Origin of the sequence: Eisenbergiella sp. OF01-20 (assembly GCF_003478085.1) — a bacterium.
Classification (GTDB): domain Bacteria; phylum Bacillota; class Clostridia; order Lachnospirales; family Lachnospiraceae; genus Eisenbergiella.
Genome location: NZ_QUES01000001.1, coordinates 35,912 through 56,342, shown reverse-complemented (window position 1 = coordinate 56,342; position 20,431 = coordinate 35,912). Strand labels below are relative to the sequence as shown.

Here is a 20,431-nt window from a genome sequence, read left to right as displayed (position 1 = left end):
TAAAACGCGGTTTCCCTTCTGCAATCATATGTGTTATGATATCTCACAAAAAGAAAGTACCGGCCCCTTTCCTGTTATCAATAGCGGAAGAAAAGCCGGAGCAAAAAAACAGGTAAGGAGAACGAAGCATGGAATGGCTGGAAGCAATGAAGGAATCCATCCGGTATATGGAGGCGCATCTGCCGGAAACTATCACGCCGGAGGATATCTCCCGGCATGTAAGTATTTCCCCCTTTTATTTCCAGAAGGGCTTCAAAATCATTACAGGTATGACCATCGGAACGTATCTTAGGAACAGACGTCTGTACCTGGCCGCCCTGGATGTACTGGCAGGGAATGATAAAGTGATCGATCTCGCCTACAAATATGGATACGAAACGCCGGAAAGCTTTACCAAGGCTTTCAGCCGTTTTCACGGCCTGGCGCCCCGCCAGCTGAAGAAGCAGCCTCACAGGCTCCGGGTTTTCCTGCCTCTTCAGATCACAATCTCGGTGGAAGGCGGAAGTAATCTGAACTATACCCTGGAAAAACTGGATGCCTTTCCTGTTATAGGAATAGAGGAAACCTTCTTCTATGACGGCGCATATGATGAAATCCCGCCCTTCTGGAAGCAGTTCTGTACCGGCAGGAAGGAACAGCTCTGTCAGCAATTGGGTGAAAACAGCAATCTGGGAAAATACGGGATATGCATCGCTGATAAGGAGCATCCCAAAAGCTTCCGCTATGTAATCGCGGGAGACTATGAAGGAGGCCCTGTCCCACCGGATATGAAGGTTATGGAAATCCCTGCCTTCACCTGGGTGAAATTTGGCTGCACAGGGCCTCTTCCCGGAGCGTTACAGGCCATAAATACGCGGATTTTCAAAGAATGGCTTCCGGGAAATACCAGATATGAAATTGCCCACAGCATAAATATAGAAATGTATACTCCCGGTGATACCTCCGCACCCGATTACAGCAGTGAAATCTGGATTCCGGTAAAAGAAAAACAGCCGGCATGCCGCACGGCATTAAATCATTAGGTCACTCAAACTAATAATTGTACTGCCTTTGCTTTCATAATAGCGTAACATCTCTTCAATTTTTCTTTTGTCATAGCTGGTAATGCAATCGGATAGTACATTAACACCATAGTTTGCTTTGCATAAGTTGTAACAGGTCGATTTAACACAAGCAACGGCGTCTGCCCCTGTAATGTAGAAATCGCATATTTCATTTTTACTGATAAAGTCTGAAAATTCTTTACAGGTCAATGCATTTCCTTTGCATTTAGTAAAAATGTTGTCTGATACTATTTTCAAGTCTGAAACCAATTCAGCTCCATGTGTACCTGGCTTAAAAGTCCTCGTGCCAGCCGATAAGTTTTCATGTCTTATATAAACAACAGGAAGGTTATGACTGACCGCCCAATCAATAGCCATATTGATATTATCAATAATTTCTTTGTAATTTTTTGTTATGTCATTCTGAATGTCTATAACGACTAAAGCTTTTTTCTGCATAGTGTTTCCTCCTGATAGGCAGTTGATTTGTTTCCAATTTTATTGTACCATGTAATTGTTGACAACGTTATGGCAACAATCTAAAATAAAAGGCGGCTGCTAATGAAAGTAGACAGGCTTGTTAGTATTATTATGATACTTCTTGATAAAAAGCGGATAGGCGCACAGGAATTAGCAGATATGTTTGAAGTTGCACCCCGCACAATCTACCGCGATATAGACGCAATCAATATGGCAGGTATCCCCGTTCGCTCAACATCGGGAGTGGGCGGCGGCTTTGAAATCATGGAGGAATACAAGATTGATAAAAAGTTTTTTTCGGCCGATGACCTTTCCGCTCTCTTAATGGGGCTTTCCAGTCTTTCAAACATGATACGAGGTGATGAACTGGTACACGCTCTCGCAAAAGTCAAAAGTTTTATACCTGCTGACAAAGCGAAAGACATTGCATTAAAAGTAAATCAAATATATATAGATTTAAGTCCGTGGATAGGCAACAGCAACATACAGCCCTATTTGGAACTTATCAAAACAGCTTTGCAGGACAGCAAGCTGCTGACCTTTGAATATATAGCCCACCACGGGAACAAAACTGTGAGAACAGTCGAGCCGTATCAGCTTGTATTGAAAAGCAGCCACTGGTATTTATATGGGGTTTGCCACAATCGAAATGAGTTTCGCTTGTTCAGATTATCCCGCATGTCAAATCTGCAAATGCAAGAGGAAATTTTCACGCCGCGCGATTATCAAAAACCGCAGTTGGATTTTGATGCTATGTGGGCAGCCATGCAGACAAGAATTAAAATCCGCATTCATGAATCTGTCATGGACAGAGTGCTTGATTTTTGTACTTATGAAGATTTTTCGTCAGACGGGGACGAGCATTACATTGTTAATTTTCCTTTCACAGAGAACGAATACTATTACGATATTCTTTTGAGTTTCGGAAATAAATGCGAGTGTTTAGAACCGTTACCTATCCGCGCAGAAATAAAACGCAGAATATATGATATCGCTGCGATTTATGAAAGCTGATATACAGAGTAAGGCAAAACGGCATAGCCGAAGCTATGCCGTTTCCCGAAAACATTCCTATGCTGTTCTATGGGTGTCCCCCTAAACGCTGTTTTGTACTGCCGGCTTCTATTTTCCTGACGGCCTGCGTCTTCAACGGTTCAGAGCGCCTGCTCATTCCAGCGCTTCAGGGAAGGGAACCAGTTCTGCATCATCTCCCGCGCTGTCTCTTCTTTCATATCGCTGTTTGCCTCCAGCATGGGCGGAATACACACATCTATCATTTCTTCCATGGTACATTCCGACGTAAAGGCACCATTCTGATAGCAATAGGAACAATAGTCGCTGCTCCTGCTCCCATCCGCCTCCGTCCCATACAATTCCTCTGTTTCACCCATAGGCATACCGCAGCTCTGGCAATATCTTTCTTCCATTTTTAAACCCCTTTCTTCCTGCTTATCCGTGACCGTCCGGTCCGATATGAAGTGTTACATTTATCTGAATCCTTTTTCATAGTAACATACATAATATGACAACTGTATGTCATCTTATCATAAGAAATATAAATATCCCGCAGCAAGCACAATGGACTAAAATCCGCAGGTATTTGGTCTATACTCCGCTGCGGCAGGTGCAAAGGAGCGGGTACCTTTTTTCCCCGGATCGTATACAGCCGGTCCAGAAGTTGATCCCTTATCCTTTTTTTATTATCAGATTTCCGTTCCGGGACTCCAGACGGATCTTCACATAGGGGGAATCGCCATTTGTACCTTTTATCCATCCTTTTTCCGCCTTTTCCTCCATCCCGAAATCTGCAGCCACGGAACCGTTTTTGCTTACCGCTTCCAGGTGAAACCCGAGTGCCGGAGGAAGTGTAAGCTGGATATCTCCGTTTTTATTATAAAGCTGTAAATCCCCGTCCGCCTTCACATAGCGGATCTGCAGCAGGCCGTCATTGGAGGTATGATAACCCCCGCTGCCTACAGCTTCGTCCACTTCCAGGCTTCCATGGGTAGTGGTATAATTCACCTTTCCTTCCAGGCGGGATATTTTCACCTCTCCCTCTGTAGTATGTATCTTAATATCTCCGGCACAGATACGGCCCAAATCCAGGCTTCCTCTTGTGGATGCAAATTCCAGGCAGGATGCTTCCACCTGTTCCAGACGTATCCTGCCGGAAGTGGTTTCCGCACGCAGGGAATCCAGGGTCAGCTTCATCTGTGACATGTCTATCTCACCATCTGTTGTGATAACGGTAAGATCCCGATCATAAGAGGCTGGCAGCCAGACCTCTACCCGGCAGGTAAATCCATCCTTAAAAAACGGCCTTTTTCCCTCGCTGATATGGATTCGGCTTTTTTCCATGTCCGTATGGGCATAATACCGCCTCTTATTTTCCGTCATATATTCCCTGACCACCAGTTTCTCTCCCCGGCTTTCATAGAAGAGTATCGTATCTTCATCATAAGTAACCGCAAGCTCCGATATTCCCTGCAAATCGAAAACCATTTCGTTTACCATGCGCTCTTCTTTCCAACCGGTACAGCCGGCAGCGAGAATACCCGCAAACAGGAGAACACATCCCGCTATCGTTTTTTTCCATTTTTTACTCATTTCCTCTCCAATCCGTGCTGACAGCACTTCATCTGGTATTGGCTTCTTTCCGGGAAGATGAACCGAATCTTTTTATAGCGATCCCGGAAAGCCCGAATATGGCCAGATGTGTTGAATGAATCATTCATTCATTTTTGAAATAAAATTAAAAGGGCGCCCTGCCCTGTTAATTTCAGCTATCTCTGCACATACGCATGGATCAGGTTATCCATACATACGTTTTTTGCATCCTCCAGTGATATATGATGCGCTTCAAAGGAGTTATACCGCATATCCATTGCCCACCAGGCCAGCTGCTCCACAATCAGCGCTGTGGTAAGCTCCCTGTTTTCTAATGGCCTTATCATCCCTTTTTCCATAAAAAAGGTAAGGTAATCCGTCATGGCAGTAAAAAAACGCTTCCGATATTCTCTGTAATCCCTGGCAAGCGCCGGAAAATCAAATTGATTCTTTTCAATAAACAGACATCCCACCGCATACTGGGACAGCATATCAAAAGCATCGGATATGAGGGAAGCAAAATCATAGTTTTCCCTGCCCTCTCTGAACCTCCCGGAAAACGCATCCGCCGATTTCCGGAAAACAGCCATAATTTCGTCTTCCAGTCCCTGAAACAGCTCATCAGTCACCGGCCTTTCAAATTCCCTGTCCAGAAAGCCGGGAGTGATTGTACATTTCAGTACAAAATGCATGATTTCCTGCTTTCCGGTGAAATCATGGTAAATGGTTCCCACAGAAACCCCCACTTCCCTGGCAATGTGGCTGATCTGCGTCCGTGCATAACCCTGCTGCAGAAACAGGCGGACCGCCGCATCGTGTATCGCTTTTATTCTTTCGTTTTCCATAACACCTCCAAGTGAATGAATTGTTCATTTACTATATAATACGCCTGCTGCCTCCTGCCGTCAAGGTTTTTTCTGATTTTTTACCGGTTACTATAACTTTCCTCTTGACCTGTACGCGGCGTATTGGTTTACAATCCTCTTAGAAGGGAGGCTTCGCTATGAAAATCAACGAGGCGGCTGAACAGGCCGGACTAAGTAAGCGGGCAGTTAAGTATTACGAGGAGCAGGGACTTCTCCATATCAGGAAGGACACGAATGGTTACAGAAATTATACAGAGGAGGATATCAATACCCTGAAAGAAATATCCGCCTACAGGAAGCTGGGGATTGGCATATCCTCCATCCGCACGCTGCTGTCGGGAGCGGACACACAGCTTCTGGAGCATATTTATGAAGAAAAAAAGGCCCTTTCCCTGGAGAATCAGAAAGAACTGGAAGCCCTGCGTCAATTTATGACGGATAATAATGCGGATGCATTGAATCAGGCAGTGGATTACCACAGCATAGCCGATGCCATGCACGACATGCTGCCCGGTTTTTTCGGATACTTTTTTATGAACCATTTCCAGCCCTATCTGCAAATCACCATCACTACTCCAGAACAGCAGGAAGCTTACCGGAATATCCTCGCCTTTTGGGACAATGTCAAAATCCGTATTCCTTTGTTTATGTGGATCAGCAGCTACGTGATGTACCTTCTCCCCAAACCCGGCATGGAACAAGCCGCAGCGCGGATGGAGGAACAGCTGCGGCAGCTCTCTTCTCCCACAGAAGAAGAATACCGGAAGCTGCGTGAAAAAACGAAGCAAAATGTACGGATGAAGAACCGTTTCTTCTTCAAATACCATCCTGCCTTTATTTCCCAGCGCAGATTTATGAAACGGCTTCAGGACTGCGGGTATAATGATATTTTTATTCCTAATATGATCCGCCTTTCCCCGGAATACAAAAAATATCATGATGCACTGATGCAGATTAACGACCGGATCTGCAATGACCTGGGACTGTACTATGATTCGAACTACAATCTGGTCATGAAAAAGAGCTAAGGGCCGGGCTTGGGAAGCCGCCGAAAGGGAAACAAGGAAAACGACCGGCACAACGGCCGGTAAAGAGAATGATGTTATGATTGCTGTAAACGCCTATGCGGCATAAGAGCGGCACAGACGTTTACTATAATATAAAGGAGCCTCATACGTCTATGTCAATTCTGTGGAAGTTTTTTAGTTCTGCCAGATACAAAACCGTCATATTGGCTTCGTATTGTCTTTCTAATTTACGGAATTCATCTTGCTCTCCGAATTGATAAGTCAAGTGCCACCCCCCATCCTTATCTTGGCGGCGGATTAAATAATCCAGTGCCCCATCTACTTCCGTCTTAACAAATGGATACAAAAAACTGTCAGGATCCGTTACTATGTCACATGGTGTCTCATGATATCCATCTGCCCAGGCAGTTTCTTCTAATTCCATACATGCTGTCGGTTCCCTGCTTAATATTTGCTTTAATCTTTCTACTAAAGCATCGTCCCTGTAAATGTTACTATCTGCTTGTAAACAATTTACGAATTGCTGATAACATTTGATATTATACGGCACCATGTAGTCAGCTTCATAGGAGGGATCCGAAGACATCTCACAGTAGAAAGGAGATTCTTTATCAAAATATCTGAGCACCTTTTCCACAGGGCAACTTATTATTTCCTTATATTTTTTTTGAGAGAGCAGTTCACTGTATAATGCCACAAATGCTGCTAATGCCGCCTGTCCATTCGGATTATAGCTTTTTACCTGACTATCAAAATCTTTATAATAAATTTCTATATTCTTATATTCCCACCACCAGACATGTAGCGCTTCATTTACCTCAGGTACAAGTAAATTTCCCCAGCAACCTAGTTCTGGCTGATATCTTTCCAATATATATTTCATCATTTTCTGTATGGTCGGATTTCCTGCATCTGGCCTTTCTTTTAAACCAAATATGTAACGAAAAGCATGTTCCGTACTTTTTAAACAGGGACCTGTATATTCAAATTCTGTAACAAGTCCCCCAAATCCTCCATTTTCATATTGGTACCCTTCCAAGATCTTCATAAACACTTCCGTGGAATGGTGAATGAAGTGATACTCAAACCATGCTATATCAATTTTTCTTCCATGTTTATATATAAATTCTTTTGCTCTTAAAAAGGAAGAATTGCTTAATTTCATAGTTCCTCCTTTCTGGACACGCCGTTACCTGCACTATCTTCCGCCTTCACAATTTCCTGCAATTCCTTCACCAGTTCCCGCCATATCCGATAGGATTCATCAATCGTTACGGAGCAGGGGGAAAGAGGAAGCAAAATGTCTGAATCCCTACATTTTATTTCCCCCACCATTTACTCTTCCAACAGCTTATGAAGCCGTGATTCATGTCTGCTCACAAAATCAAACAGCATAAGTGCGTTTTCCCTGTAAACGGCTTGTTCCGGCCGGCTGAAATAAGCGGCAAAAAGCAGTTCAATATTTTCCATTACATAAGGTATGGCTCTTTTTTCTTCCGGCAGTAACGGGATTTGCTTCTCATAACCTGCTGCCACCTCCCGCACAATCCGAAACCATTCGTCCGTGTTCACACCGCTGTCAATTTGTGAAGACAACAGACCTGTGAGGAAATAACAGATATCGAAAATACGGATATTTTTCTGACTCAGGTCAAAATCAATATATCCGGAAAATTCTCCCTGATCAAATAAAAAATTACCGAAATGAACATCTCTGTGTATCAATTGCCTGGGCAATGCTTCGTATTCCTCCTGTAAATGGCTGACGGCCCTGCGGAAGCGCCCCTCTTCCATCCACTTTTCCCGTAACAGACTCTCGGCAACCCAGCCGTTCATTTCATCCAGAAGGCTGTTGTCGCAAAACACCAGCCGATCTTCGCACTTTTGAAAGGCCAGATGCAGGCGTCCAAGGATTTCTCCCATTTTCTCAGCCATGCCTTCCTGCCTTATATCGGTTTTCTTATTCCCAGGCAGCTTTTTGGTCAGCATATAATACCGGCCGTCCCGGCCCACATAAAGCTCCCCGGAATTTGCAGGGATAATCTCAGCAGCAGGGATTCCCATTTCATGAAGGACGGTAAGGATTTGTCCGTTTTTTTTCAGTGTATCCAGATCCTCATAACGTTTCAGAACGTATTTGTCTTCTATACGCCAGGTCGTATTATAAATCTGTTCTGCTTCTCCGGTTATGCCCCAGCCTTTTAATATATTTTCGGATATTGCCTTCTTTTCTAAATTATTATCGTTTTCTTTTGCCATATTTTCGTTTTCCCTTTCCCTACCCCTATCCCATGTCCTTACCCATAACATCCGGCCGTTAAACAAAATGAATAATATACACAGCTTAACAAGTACAATAAACAGCCGGATTACAATTATCTAAAACGCAATACATCATGGTTTCTTAATCATTTTACCATAGAATCATTTTCCAGCCTTCCCCGAGCTTATTTCTGAAGTAAACAGGTACCTTGTCTGGTATAATGAAAATGCAGGATGTACCTTTTCTTAAGTCATATTCTGCGGAATATAAAATATATTGTAGCAACACCTATCTATAAGGATGAAGTATTTATGGTAATAACACCAGGCATTCCGGATTTGCCCTGCACCTTTGTAAACGGGAGAAAATTCTTTGAATTGACGGCAGAGGAAGTGCTGTGGGAGCTGGTTGACGGTATCGTTGTGAAAGCATGGGGCTACAACGGATCCACGCCCGGTCCCACGATCCATGTATATCCCGGAGATAAAGTCACCTTCCGGGTCATCAATCACCTTCCCCACCGCACCAGTGTCCACTGGCACGGGCTTGAGGTTCCGAACGTTATGGACGGCGTACCGCCTCTGGAGCCTTCTCCCTACATTGACCCGGGAGAATATTTCGACTACTCCTTTACGATCCGGAATCCCCCCGGTACCTATTTATATCACTCCCATGTGGAAGTCCCTATTCAGGACAATGCCGGCCTCTTCGGCGGGCTGATTGTGGAAAACCCCTGTACGCAGTGTCCCGGGCCGGATAAGGATTATCTGTGTATCCTGCAGGAATGGGCCGTTAATAAACTTCCCTGGGGGGATCTCACCCCGGGTACCTATCCGCTGACTTTTGTGAAGCCGATGTTCAATTTCTTTACCATCAATGGAAAAGCCTATCCACAGACGCTCCCTCTGCAGGTGGACTGCGGCGATTTGGTACGGATACGTTTCGGCAATATCCAGATGCACCATCATCCCATCCATCTGCACGGCCATCAGTTCCGGGTAACAGGTGCGGACGGTTTTCCCATCTCTCCCAATGCCCAAATCTGCAAGAATACCATTCTCGTAGCCTCCGGGGAGACCTGGGATATTGAATTTATTGCCGACAATCCCGGTGTCTGGCCGATGCACTGCCATATGCCCCATCATGTTACCAATAATGGCGTACCCACGCTGGGAGGTATGTTTACCACCGTTAATTACACGGACACCAATCCCCATGTTCCGGAAATACATACGCATTTCCCCAAACTTCCCCACTATGTATAGGAATGGAATACGGGGATATGTTCTGGTATCTAAGGCAGGCGTTTTCTCTATCGGGAAAACGCCTGCTCTTTCTCATACTGTCTGATCTGCTCCATGATATGCCCCATATTGCCTTCTCCTGCATAACAGGCCATATCAAAATAATTCTGTTCCCTGTCAGACCAAAGAAGCTCATTTTCCTCTTCTATAAGCTCCATATCCCTGTTCAGCCATCCGAAAAAGACTTCCAGCTTCAGATCCCATGTAAAATAGGTCAGATCCATCAGATAGGTCAGACAGATATCCTCCTCTGTTATCCCTGTTTCTTCCTTCAGTTCCCTGTACGCGGCAGTAAAGCTGTCCTCTCCTTCCTCCAGTTTTCCGCCCACGAAATTAAGAAGGCCCCTGTATGGATTCTTTTTTCTCCTGCATAAAAGGACATGTTTGTTTTCTTTATCAAGCACTACAATGAGATTTGCTTTTTTCATCCTGCTTTCCTTCCTCCGTGTTCCGCTCCCGCCTATTTTACGGAAATGCCGATCATCACGGTTTCCCCGTCATAATGATTCCATACCGCATGAGGGATGTTCCCATAAACAGAAAACTCTCATCCTTCCTGAGAATCACTTCCTGATCACCTATGACTTGGTATTTACAGTTTTGTAAGATTATTGATCCATTTCAGCCAGCCGGAAACAGAACCGGCCCTGCGCACGATCTGGCCTTCGTTACACACATGAAGCCTTCTCATTTCACTGGCAATCCTGTTTTTATCCGGCATCTGTCCAGTAAGCATCATGGAATCAAAAAAAGTGCCGAATATTTCATGCTCGAGAATCAGTTCCACAAGCTTCAGCTGCCGTTTCTTGTAATTCAGCCGGAAAACACGCACGCCTGCAGGCGTAAGGGAGATCACCTTCTGTCTGTCATCCTCCTGCTTTTCAAACAGGCCGAGGTATCTTCCCGCATTGAAATAATAATCAGACTGACGGGGTTCAAAATCCATCAGTTCCGCAATCTGAAGCCCCGTCATAGGGTTTTCATACAGATTTTCCAAAAGGGAAATAATCCGGTCCATGGAATTGGCCTGGATAAAGGGGATCTTTGTATGATCCATATTATCATCCGTCCGGACTATCGTACGCTTTCTTACCTCCAGTAAATCTTCCCTGGAAATCCGGGTATCCTGGAGCGAATAATTCTTGGTTCTTACCAATTCAATAGAGGAATAATCCTCCGGCGATGTAAAACGGTATTCAAACAGACGGTATATCCGGTTATAATATACGGAAAAAACCAGCCGCACAGGCTTCTTCACCTTGTCTTTCCACAGACGGTAGGGATAATAAAGCTGCCTTATATGGAAATCCTCGTGCACCACATTTTTCGCTTCCATAATGACAACGGAGTCTTCATTTTCAAATCCGCCGTCAATTTCGCACTGCGCATTATTGACGCTTATCTGCCGTTTAATCCCTCTGCAGGTATCCACCGTGAAGGTAAAGCTTCCCGTTCCCATCCTGCCGTTAAAAGTAGAGACATTTTCGCCGGATCCCAGGAAATCATTTAATATGCCGGAAAGGATTAATACATTTATGGCATTGGCCTCCGAACTGATATGATTACTATCAATGGATTCATATTCCGGCAGCTCCACATGCTCCATCTTCGTAACCGGTTCATCCAGCGGCGGTATCTCCTGGTAAAGCAGGAAGTCCCCTATTACATAAGAGCTGCGGCTGTCCGGGAGAATATTGAGCTTATTCTTGCGAAGCACCTCCGGCAGGGCATCGGTGCTGTCCCACTTGGCCATCAGCCGCGGTTCCCGGAATTCCTTGATCTGGCTGGCTTTTATCGGAAAGCAGCCTTCCGTTTCCACGTGTTCCAATATATGGTATTTTTCAATGAGTGCCTTCCATGCATCGTTGGCAGACAGGTTATCCTTGTTCCGGGACATGGCTATATTACCCCTCGCAGATTTATTTTTACTTTGTTTACCGAACTGTTACAAACAGTCACTTTTTTTCGTGCTTCTGCTGGTATTCTTTTGTATCCTTGTATTTTTTATAATGGGGCATACGGCGGCGTTCCTCCCAAAATTGATCCGCACCGGACTCCCTTATCTTCTCGTTTCCTTCCAGCCACTGTACATAAACCTCTTCCTCAAATACGCTATGTACTTTATCACAGGGAAATTCAGGGCATTCCCCGCAGAAATCCACACTGTGTGTCTGCACACATTCCAAAAGGAAACAGCTGCGGATACTGCAGCCGTTATGAATGCCGCTTCGGCAGCCCCCGCATTTGGCTTCGCCCAGCTTGAAAAGTTCCTCCTGAAATATCCGGAACCGTTCTAAGTGTTCCCGGTAATCCGGGTCTGCGTGTGTTTCATAAAATTCATACATTCCCTCCAGATAACCGGCCAATTCTCCGGAAAGCCGGCAAATAGCTCCCTTTTCATAACCTCCGCAGGTATAGCACATCAGGGAACAGGGAGCTATATTTTCCAATAATTTATTCCGTTTCATGTATATTCCTCCGTAAGAATCGAATAACACACCTTATCAAATAACCCGTTGTTGCACAGACAGGCCTGACGCAGCGTGGCCTCATATTTCATTCCGCACTTTTGCATCACTCTGCCGGAGGCCGGGTTTTTATCCGCATGATATGCATGAACTCGGTTAAAGCCCACTTCTCGGAAGAAAAAATCAATCCCGGCTTTTACAGCTTCGGTCATTATCCCCTGATTCCACCATCTTCGTCCCAGTTCATATGCCAACTCCACCTGGCTGATATCATCATCCGGGTGCATTCCAAATAACCTTCCGATTACCTCGCCGGATTCCTTACACTGGATCGCCCAGCTGTAACGGCTGGGCCGGTCATAGGCTTCCAGCCATTTCTTTGTAAACATATTCGCCGAAGTTAATACATCCTCTATGCAATGCATGGGTTTATAATTTGTCCATTTCCACACCTCATTATCACTCCAGCAGTTCTGAAATACCGGTACCAAATCGTCCTCTGTAAACCGCCGCAGAATCAGCCGGCCGGTTTCCAGCCGTACCGTGCCCCTATGTTTTATTGTATTCACAGCACCATTCCCCCTGATATTTCGTAACCGTTCCAATCAGCCAGAACTATTACCATGTTTTCTTTTTTTACAGCCCGCATCGGTCCAGCCATAGCCGGAATATTTTTATCTGGTAATCAAAATAATCGTCCTGATACCAACTGCATCCGGCATTTCTGTCCATAACATCCGCATGCAGGCCCATCATCCACAGTTCCCGCAGCGCTGCAAATGCCGGGATCGTTTCTTTTTCTTCCGGCCGTAGCTTCCTTACGGACTCATAGCCTTCCAGATATTTATTCCAGATAGCGCCATCCATAAAGTTCTCATCATTAAAAGTCTCATTCCATGCATATACGCAGATATCATACGCTCTCCACCCATAACCCATGCAGTCAAAATCAAACAAGGTGGGCATATCTCCTTCAAAAAACACATTACCGCTGTGCACATCCCCATGACAGTACCCATAAACAGGTGCATCTTCCGACAGCCTGTCCCAGATAAACCGTTCCAATTTTTCCGCGCTTTCTTTTAAAAAAGCATAATCCGGTAACCGTTCCGTCAGATATGGCCGGATATCCGTAAGGGGTTTCTCCGCCAGCTGATGCATGTCCACAGGCTTTCTCGACACCTGGAATCTCTCTCTGTCTGAAATCATGTGCATTTCGGCAAGCATGCATCCCAAGTTATAGGCACAGCTTTCTTTATCTTCCGAAGGGCTGTCCGGTGCTTCCGTAAACAAAACAGCATAGCGTATCCCTTCCGGGGCATGCAGTTCCCATACAAATTCTTCCTGCTGCCCGTCGAAAGCTTTTGTTTTCACCGGAGCAGCCGCCCTTATCCCTTTTTTAACCAGGGTATTTATGATATGTATTTCTTCCAGGTAGTCCTTTTTTGTATGGATACCGGCTAAAGAAATACGCAGGTAAAAGATCTTATTTTCTGTTTTTATCCTGTAGATATCGTTCATACCGTAATCATATAACCGGCACACAACCGGCGTTTCTATCTGATAACGGCGCAGCAGCTCCTCACGAACTGCTTCGGCATCAAACTGAGAATATCTGCATTTCGGTTCGGGCTTTATCCCGTATTTTCTTACGGTATCCCAGTCGGGCTTCCATTCCTGCAAAATAAAGCTTCTGCAGCCAAGTTCCAGATGAAGCTCATTATCATCCCAGCGGTCGCCGATCCCGGCAGCAAAAACGTATTTATGCTTTAAGTTTCTGACAATCTGCATTCTCTCCTGCTGATCCTGTCCCAGATACACTTCCCCATCCGGAAAACCGGATTCCAGTAACCATCTATGAGTGGTATCCGTATAACATGCGGGTCTGGCCCCGATATACACAAGCGCATAGGTTTCCGCCAGTTCCTGCAGAAAAGCAACACTTCCTTCCGTGGGAATATCCTTCCCAATATTGTCATCCGAGTAAAAATCATCCGTTCCCATGAATGGTATACGATGCCTCATATCACATATGGTCCCATCGATAAACAGCAGAACAGCCTCCATTTTTTCCCTCTCTTTATCCTGCGATCGGATTCAGCCTGCTGGGAACCCTGTCTCGCACTCTTATTTACCAGCCATGCTTATTATTTTATCACAATTGCGAGTTCAAAGAAACAACCAGTTTCCTCTATGCCGTCCTGTGTGTTTTATACGCTTCATAATGTTTTAAATCGGTGGTTATGGCCGCCAGTTTCTCTTTTATATCTCCTGAAATCCCATGTCCGGTATCGAAATTTTCCACAAATCGTTCCAGCCATTCCTCACATATCCGATCATCCATGTCATTTCTGTAGGCATAGGCTACCACTCCTATCAGGGCGGGCAGGTTACTTTGTTCAAAGAGCCTGGAATTATTATTCACATTCAGTGTCCAGTCATTTAATGCGGCAAGATAGAGAAGCGTATCTTCTATATTCTCATCTCCGTAAGAATTACTCCTTATATATTCCTGAACGGCCCTGTCGGAAAATTTTGTTTCTCCGGAAACCACCATAAGTGATTGTACCGCAATTTTTATCTTTTCTTTTTCCGGACGCACCCGGATCATTTTTACGATATCGCTGGCATTGAATTCTTCGATAAATGGAAGGAGTCTGTCATTTTTTATAATGAATTTTCCAACCGTTTCCTTTCTCTGAACATGCAGGAACTCATCCATCAGCACTTCCAGCAAAGCAAGTTTTCTGCTTACGATATTCCTGTCCTTTGTAGATTTTTCATTTAGTTCGTCATATGAGATTCCCGAAACCTTCCTGCTATGGAGCCTGTTCTTAAATTCCTGCATAAAGCAGATAAATTGTTCATCCTCCATTCCCAGGCGGGCAAACCGGTGAAATAGTCCGAACCACAGGAAGGAGTCTCTGGAATTAAACATATCCGATACCTCAGGGGTTATCACCTCATCGAGCCTGTCTATGTAATCTTCAAAGGTATTGAAGTGGATGATTCTTGCATTTTCCTTCAGATAGGTACAGATATCTTCATTCTTTTTCTTCCAGTCTTCCGGGAAGTTGACAGCCATAACGCTTTCGGTAATCACTCTGTCCATCGTCCCGTTTGTGAATTCAGATACCCTGTAGTTTCCTTTATCCCTGAAAAAATGCTTTTCCGCAATCGCCTTTGCGATTCTGGCATACTGCTCCCCAAGATGGGTTATCCCCTTCTGTGCGGCCGACATAGGCTTTGAGGCATTATATCTTCTGATATGGTATTCAATATCCTCATTGCTGCAGTTGAGATATTGTGTGACCTCGAAATTATATTCATTGAAGCTTCTCTGGAGTTTTTCCGGCAGGTCGGAGTAGCATTTTCCCCTGATATCACACTCCTTCACCTCGTACCGGGGAAGGCCGTTATCATCCAGAAGGATACTGCCGTCCTGAGATTCCACCGCTGTCTGGTATTTGATCAGATACCTTTCTATATTTTTGCTGATCCGGAAGCCGTTTCTGCGGAAGCTTTCCACATTGGAACAGCGCTGTTTCCCGTCAATGGCCCAGATAATCACCACACCGTCAATCACCTGCTCCGCAAATACAAGGGGCGGGATCGGGTTGTCCTGCAGAATATCGGAGATAAGATTCCCTCTCATCACATTGCTCCACTGCTCGGATTCCCGCTGTAAGGGATGATCCAAACGGATGGAATAATCGTACATTCTCTGGATAATTGCATATACCTGGTAGTTTTTCGGCTTACTTTTTTCGGCCGTCTGTGATAATATCTGGATCATATTGCTTTCCTCCCCTTTACACACCCTGCGTTTTTTTTGTCCCCGGAATAATAGCTGTCTTTTCTCAAAGTTTCGCAGTTCTTCCAAATTCTTTTTATAACAGTTTTCCGTAATCCCGAGCCTTTCCATAATTTCCTGCTTTGCGGCCCCGTCCATCTTTAATTCAACAATTCTCCTCTGCAGCCCGGACAACGCCTCAAAATAGGCACTCAGCCTCCGGCCGGGAAAACGGGACTCCTCGTTCTCCGCTTCCCTCTCTATATTAAAATCCGATTCCAGGATATCTCCAAGCACCGTCTCTCCTTCTCCGATGGGGGTATCCAGGGAAAGGGTACCTCTATCGGCTTTCCGTTTTTCTCTGTTTCTGCGTGTAATTTCCGTCTTGATACGGTTGGACAGACAGCTGTAAAGAAAGACTCCAAAGCTTTGTTTTCCATCATATCGGCGCAGCACTTCCACAAATACTTCGTTTGCCAGAGAATAAAAATCATCATAATCCTTCTGCGCCACACCTCCGAATCCATATAGAAGCTTATCTACCAGATTCCTGATTTTCTTTGCGTTTTGGGCATAGTACTCCTCTAAAAAAGGCGTATTGTCCATGAATTCACCTCCAAATATAAGATCTCCGTAACGGTTTCTTATTTTCATAGTTATCATACATATTTTCAAATACACTCCCGTACTCCATCCAGATGGAGTACCAGGGTAACCTTAAGGAAAAGCAGCGGACAATGACGGAATCCGGCTTTTGCAAAGCATCCTTTATACAGGCTGTAATATATGGGAAAAGGGAATTTAGCAGAAGTGCTTGACTATACAACAATTATTATGTAATAATGCAGATGTATAGCTTCTGCTGTACTTCATAAGCTTACTGCCCTCCTGGGTGAAAGTTTATGTATTATGTGCTTAAAGACCAATCCGAGGTGCGCCAACACCGTTTGAGGATTGGTCTTTTTTGGATCCCTTTGATAGCTTGAGTATATATCGAACATATGTTCTTGTCAACAAATATTCGAACGTTTGTTCTGTTTTTATTAATCTTTTAACGACACCTCCTAACATTCGCAATTACCTGTATACTTCCGTTTGCGGTCTCTGGGGCGACGGAATTTCCACACTTCTGAATCACTCTCTTACGGTCTCCGCAGTAAATGTACAGAACTGCCGAATCGCTATTTTTTCTTCCTTTATATTCCAATCATACTATACTTGCTGTCCCATTAACCGGACTCGGCTTTTTTCTCCTGTTCTGTGACACACCCGTTTTTTACAGCAACGGAGAAATAGTAGGTATTCCCACTAATATTACTTTAACTGAACAACAGGAGGCAGAACAATGAACGCAATGAAATTACAATTGCAGCAGAAATATAGAGAAAACAGACCGGAAACGTACCTGTCCGAAAATACCGATACCCATATTCCGACACGGGCGGAATTCCATAAACAATATGCAGGATGCCTATGTCTTTCCGACTTTTGTACCGGGCATCCATCGCCGCATATCACGGACAGAATTGCCCGTTCCCTGCAAATGTTCCGGGAAAGCAGCCGTTCCGACTGATCGGTACATTGGCCGCGCGGAACATAAGAACGCATAAACAGGCATCCGGCCCCTGGTGCGGTTATTCAGGGCCGGATGCGGTACATAGCAGCCACATACTTTTTTATAAGGAGGAAAAATCATTTATGAATGAAACAGGAATCAAGATTCTGAATATCAAAGCAGGCTCTTTATATGGATACAATCTGGGGGTGAGGGATCGGTATGACTATACCACCGGCGTGTTAAATCACAGTCTGTTCCGTAAGTTTCTTCAGGGACATGGAATGAAGGTATCAAAAGCGAATCGTACGAGGGACATTATCTGTCTTGATTTCGACTTCGGTTCCCGTTCCTATGAAGAAGAACGAAAACATCTGTCGGATTTGTTGAATAAGGCGGCTGATGAAGCGGCCCGGGAGAATATCCGGCGGATTATGGAAAAGGCAGAGCAGAATAAATATAAATATGTAAAAAAGAGCAAGGAAGAAATCAGGGAGCTTTTTTACCGGGACGGGGTAACGGTTACCTATCCCGCAAAGGATAAGCAGGGAACAGTTATTAAGGAAGAAACCATCCATTACCGGATGTTTTACCGGAACAGTGCAAAAGCAAAGCTGGGTCAGGTGATGTTCCTGAATGAAAAGCTATACGATGCGGCATATGACTGGCTGACCATGGGACTTGGAGGAAAAATGCCCGTGGAAAATGCAAAGATTGTTGAGCTTTCCGCTTATGCCCCCCTGACCACAAGCACCATTCTTGACACCTTTTCCCTCCCGGTGGAGGATATTCTGATACTGAAGGATCAGGACAGTTTTTTTACCACAATGGCAAATGTGGTGAAGGCGGAAGATTATGAAGCCACCCGGCGCTGTCTGGACGAAGCCGGCACAGCTAAAGCCAGACAGCGGGCTTTAGAGGCGGGGGAACTGGATTTACAGGGGAATCCGGTGTACCGGAACGTATATAAAAAGGTGCCGGTACGGAAAAAGAAATGTGTGGTTACGTGTGAAGAAACGGCCGTAAAAAATACCATGTGGGACGGAATGGGCCTTATTGAAGCCTCCTGCCTGCCGGATTGGGTAAACGGAATGGCTCTGCTGAGAAATCATTTTTTCAAAGCCTGTGCCTTCAAATGCTCCATCCGTACCTTTATGCAGGACTGGTGCAGGGACAACGGCCTGGACTACAATACCTGGCGCGTACAGGATATGTTCGGCCAATGGCACTATGTAAAGGATATCAGGCTCATCACTACTCACAATGCGGTAAAATGGATCAAGTTTATGGATTTGATGGGCGATACGCCGGCGGATGCCTACCGCTTCTGGTGCGATCGGGTAAACGCCGACGGTTCCTGCTTCGGCATAGTTAAGACCGATCATGAAAGCAAGCTGGGAGAGGTACAGCAGATGAGCTATCAGATGCTGAATACGCTTCCCTGTACGAAGGAGGATGTAAAGGAAATCGCCCAATTCAGCATAGACTATGTGGAACGGCTCAAATCCGATGACAGGGAATTTGAAAAATTCCTCCGGAAGAATGCAAACGAAGTCAACCATTATGAAATGATGGCCGATCTTAGTCAAAGGAATCCGGCCTTTGCCGACAGCAAATGGTACCGGTATGAAAAAAGGCAGATCATCCGCAGCTATGTCAATAAAATAAGAAGCGGAAAGGTTATGGTAAACGGGGACAACCTCACCATTTGCAGCAACCCTTACGCCCTTCTTTTATATTCTGTCGGGGCGGACTGGAAAAAGGATCCCACCCTTGTGCATGAGGACGGCACCATACAATGCTATACAAGCCGTTTTACGGATGGGGAATACCTCTGCGCCTTCCGTTCCCCCCATAACTCGCCTAATAATATTTGTTACCTCCATAACCATTACAGCCCGGAAATGGAAGCTTATTTTCCGTTCAGCAGCAACATTATTGTTGTAAACTGCATCGGCACCGATATCCAGGACAGAGGCAACGGACTGGATCATGACTCCGATTTCTTCTTTGTTACGAACCACCCCACCTTTGTCAAATATGCAGGGCAGTGCTATGAATCCTTCCCCACCATTGTAAACCGGCTGAAGGAAAGCGGGATTACCTATCAGAAAACACCGCTTGCCTATGCCCGGATGGATAACAAATTCGCCCTGTCCCGGCGGGGCATCGGAGAATCCAGCAATCTGGCCCAGCTTGCCCTGACCTATTACTGGACCGCACCGAACCGGGAGCTGTATGATAATTTTGTCATTCTGTCCGTGCTGGCCCAGGTAATCATTGACGGTTGTAAAAGGGAGTATGAGGTGGATGCGCTGTCGGAAATCGAACGGATAAAGAAATTGGACTGCATGAATCCCACGCTTCATGAGGAGAAAAAAGATTTTCCTTCCTTTCTGAAATATGTAAAAACCATATCCGTTTCCTCCAGGGGCAAAGACATCCCCTATGAAGAAATCAAAGGAAAGAAAGCTAAAATCAATGACCGGATCAACCCGAACCTGATTTGTCCCATGAACTGGCTTCAGGACTGGCTGGACAAAATCCAAAGTTCCAGTCAGGAAAATACCGTTCCGACCAGACAGTTCCTTATCCATATGGAAGGAAAAGCCAATGACAGACAAATCAGCAAAATACAAAAGCTTGTATCCGATTACGACAGCTTTATCAAAATAAACCACGACCGGTTTGACGAAGAAGACTTTGTTACCGAATTTGATGAAGTCACAAACGAATTCATCACTTCTATAAGGAAGATAAAAATCGGCAATCCCAAAACCATCAACCGTCTGATTGAAATAGCGCTGGATGTCTCGGAAGAAAATAACAATCCTCACTGCAAAAAGAAATACAGTACCAAATACGGCAGACGGATGCTGAATACCCTTTACAGGCAGAATAAGGAGGCTTTTTTATCCAACTTTATCCCCTCCGTTTCCGATATGTGAATGATAACGCATCCAAAAATACGGAACAGGTGTTCGATTTTTATTGTTTTTTTCAGCTTCCAGCCCCCATTTTAGC

At 45.0% G+C, this 20,431-nt stretch carries 19 protein-coding genes; 6 read left to right on the top strand and 13 right to left on the bottom strand.

The window, feature by feature from the left end:
* The first annotated feature begins 128 nt into the window (after positions 1–128).
* Positions 129–1,022 (top strand): AraC family transcriptional regulator, encoded by an 894-nt coding sequence (locus tag DXA36_RS00295; RefSeq protein ID WP_118675704.1) that lies wholly within the window; start codon positions 129–131, stop codon positions 1,020–1,022.
* Here the strand turns inward: DXA36_RS00295 and DXA36_RS00290 are convergent.
* Positions 1,011–1,502 carry a cysteine hydrolase family protein gene (locus DXA36_RS00290; RefSeq protein WP_118675703.1) on the bottom strand — a complete coding sequence of 164 codons (492 nt, stop codon included), beginning with the start codon at positions 1,500–1,502 and terminating at the stop codon, positions 1,011–1,013. The two genes, DXA36_RS00295 and DXA36_RS00290, sit on opposite strands and share 12 nt — an antisense overlap.
* 102 nt (positions 1,503–1,604) lie before the next feature.
* Between DXA36_RS00290 and DXA36_RS00285 the strand changes: the two genes are divergently transcribed.
* Positions 1,605–2,537 carry a helix-turn-helix transcriptional regulator gene (locus tag DXA36_RS00285; protein ID WP_118675702.1) on the top strand — a complete coding sequence of 311 codons (933 nt, stop codon included), beginning with the start codon at positions 1,605–1,607 and terminating at the stop codon, positions 2,535–2,537.
* A 140-nt stretch (positions 2,538–2,677) separates the two neighbouring features.
* Here the strand turns inward: DXA36_RS00285 and DXA36_RS00280 are convergent, their stop codons facing one another.
* The 3 genes from DXA36_RS00280 to DXA36_RS00270 form a co-directional block, all read right to left on the bottom strand.
* Positions 2,678–2,950, bottom strand: a complete 273-nt coding sequence (locus DXA36_RS00280; protein ID WP_118675701.1) for a zinc ribbon domain-containing protein — start codon at positions 2,948–2,950, stop codon at positions 2,678–2,680.
* A gap of 259 nt (positions 2,951–3,209) precedes the next feature.
* The gene (locus DXA36_RS00275) at positions 3,210–4,130 is read right to left on the bottom strand and encodes a DUF4097 family beta strand repeat-containing protein (protein ID WP_118675700.1); all 921 of its coding nucleotides are present in this window, start codon (positions 4,128–4,130) and stop codon (positions 3,210–3,212) included.
* A 176-nt stretch (positions 4,131–4,306) separates the two neighbouring features.
* A complete protein-coding gene (locus DXA36_RS00270) occupies positions 4,307–4,975 on the bottom strand; it encodes a TetR/AcrR family transcriptional regulator (protein WP_118675699.1) in 669 nt (222 codons plus the stop codon).
* A gap of 158 nt (positions 4,976–5,133) precedes the next feature.
* Here DXA36_RS00270 and DXA36_RS00265 point away from each other — a divergent pair, with 158 nt between their 5' ends.
* Positions 5,134–6,024, top strand: a complete 891-nt coding sequence (locus DXA36_RS00265) for a MerR family transcriptional regulator (protein WP_118675698.1) — start codon at positions 5,134–5,136, stop codon at positions 6,022–6,024.
* Positions 6,025–6,166: 142 nt separating this feature from the next.
* Here DXA36_RS00265 and DXA36_RS00260 read toward each other — a convergent pair whose 3' ends face one another.
* Genes DXA36_RS00260 through DXA36_RS00255 form a run of 3 tightly spaced genes read right to left on the bottom strand, consistent with a single transcriptional unit; the run spans position 6,167 to position 8,283 of the window.
* Entirely contained in the window at positions 6,167–7,189 is a 1,023-nt protein-coding gene (locus tag DXA36_RS00260) for a hypothetical protein (protein ID WP_118675697.1), read from the bottom strand.
* Complete coding sequence (locus DXA36_RS32765) at positions 7,186–7,359, bottom strand: hypothetical protein (RefSeq protein WP_182478848.1); 174 nt, start codon at positions 7,357–7,359, stop codon at positions 7,186–7,188. The genes DXA36_RS00260 and DXA36_RS32765 overlap by 4 nt, the downstream gene beginning before the upstream one ends.
* Positions 7,360–8,283 (bottom strand): phosphotransferase, encoded by a 924-nt coding sequence (locus tag DXA36_RS00255; protein WP_182478847.1) that lies wholly within the window; start codon positions 8,281–8,283, stop codon positions 7,360–7,362.
* Positions 8,284–8,598: 315 nt separating this feature from the next.
* Between DXA36_RS00255 and DXA36_RS00250 the strand changes: the two genes are divergently transcribed.
* Entirely contained in the window at positions 8,599–9,552 is a 954-nt protein-coding gene (locus DXA36_RS00250; protein WP_118676343.1) for a multicopper oxidase domain-containing protein, read from the top strand.
* A gap of 47 nt (positions 9,553–9,599) precedes the next feature.
* Here DXA36_RS00250 and DXA36_RS00245 read toward each other — a convergent pair whose 3' ends face one another.
* The 6 genes from DXA36_RS00245 to DXA36_RS00220 all read right to left on the bottom strand — a co-directional run bounded on the left by DXA36_RS00245 (position 9,600) and on the right by DXA36_RS00220 (position 16,458).
* The gene (locus DXA36_RS00245; RefSeq protein WP_118675695.1) at positions 9,600–10,019 is read right to left on the bottom strand and encodes an NUDIX hydrolase; all 420 of its coding nucleotides are present in this window, start codon (positions 10,017–10,019) and stop codon (positions 9,600–9,602) included.
* A gap of 164 nt (positions 10,020–10,183) precedes the next feature.
* Entirely contained in the window at positions 10,184–11,488 is a 1,305-nt protein-coding gene (locus DXA36_RS00240) for a type II restriction enzyme (RefSeq protein ID WP_118675694.1), read from the bottom strand.
* Positions 11,489–11,546: 58 nt separating this feature from the next.
* Positions 11,547–12,059: a DUF3795 domain-containing protein gene (locus DXA36_RS00235; RefSeq protein WP_118675693.1), complete on the bottom strand. Its 513-nt coding sequence runs from the start codon at positions 12,057–12,059 to the stop codon at positions 11,547–11,549.
* Positions 12,056–12,628, bottom strand: coding sequence for a GNAT family N-acetyltransferase (locus DXA36_RS00230; RefSeq protein WP_182478846.1), 573 nt, complete (start codon positions 12,626–12,628; stop codon positions 12,056–12,058). The genes DXA36_RS00235 and DXA36_RS00230 overlap by 4 nt, the downstream gene beginning before the upstream one ends.
* 67 nt (positions 12,629–12,695) lie before the next feature.
* Positions 12,696–14,126, bottom strand: coding sequence for a phosphotransferase (locus DXA36_RS00225; RefSeq protein WP_243114528.1), 1,431 nt, complete (start codon positions 14,124–14,126; stop codon positions 12,696–12,698).
* Between the two features lie 124 nt (positions 14,127–14,250).
* Positions 14,251–16,458 (bottom strand): sigma-70 family RNA polymerase sigma factor, encoded by a 2,208-nt coding sequence (locus DXA36_RS00220; protein WP_118675691.1) that lies wholly within the window; start codon positions 16,456–16,458, stop codon positions 14,251–14,253.
* 739 nt (positions 16,459–17,197) lie between these two features.
* Between DXA36_RS00220 and DXA36_RS00215 the strand changes: the two genes are divergently transcribed.
* Entirely contained in the window at positions 17,198–17,425 is a 228-nt protein-coding gene (locus DXA36_RS00215) for a hypothetical protein (RefSeq protein ID WP_118675690.1), read from the top strand.
* A gap of 125 nt (positions 17,426–17,550) precedes the next feature.
* The gene (locus DXA36_RS00210) at positions 17,551–20,355 is read left to right on the top strand and encodes a hypothetical protein (RefSeq protein ID WP_118675689.1); all 2,805 of its coding nucleotides are present in this window, start codon (positions 17,551–17,553) and stop codon (positions 20,353–20,355) included.
* The last annotated feature ends 76 nt before the right edge of the window (positions 20,356–20,431 follow it).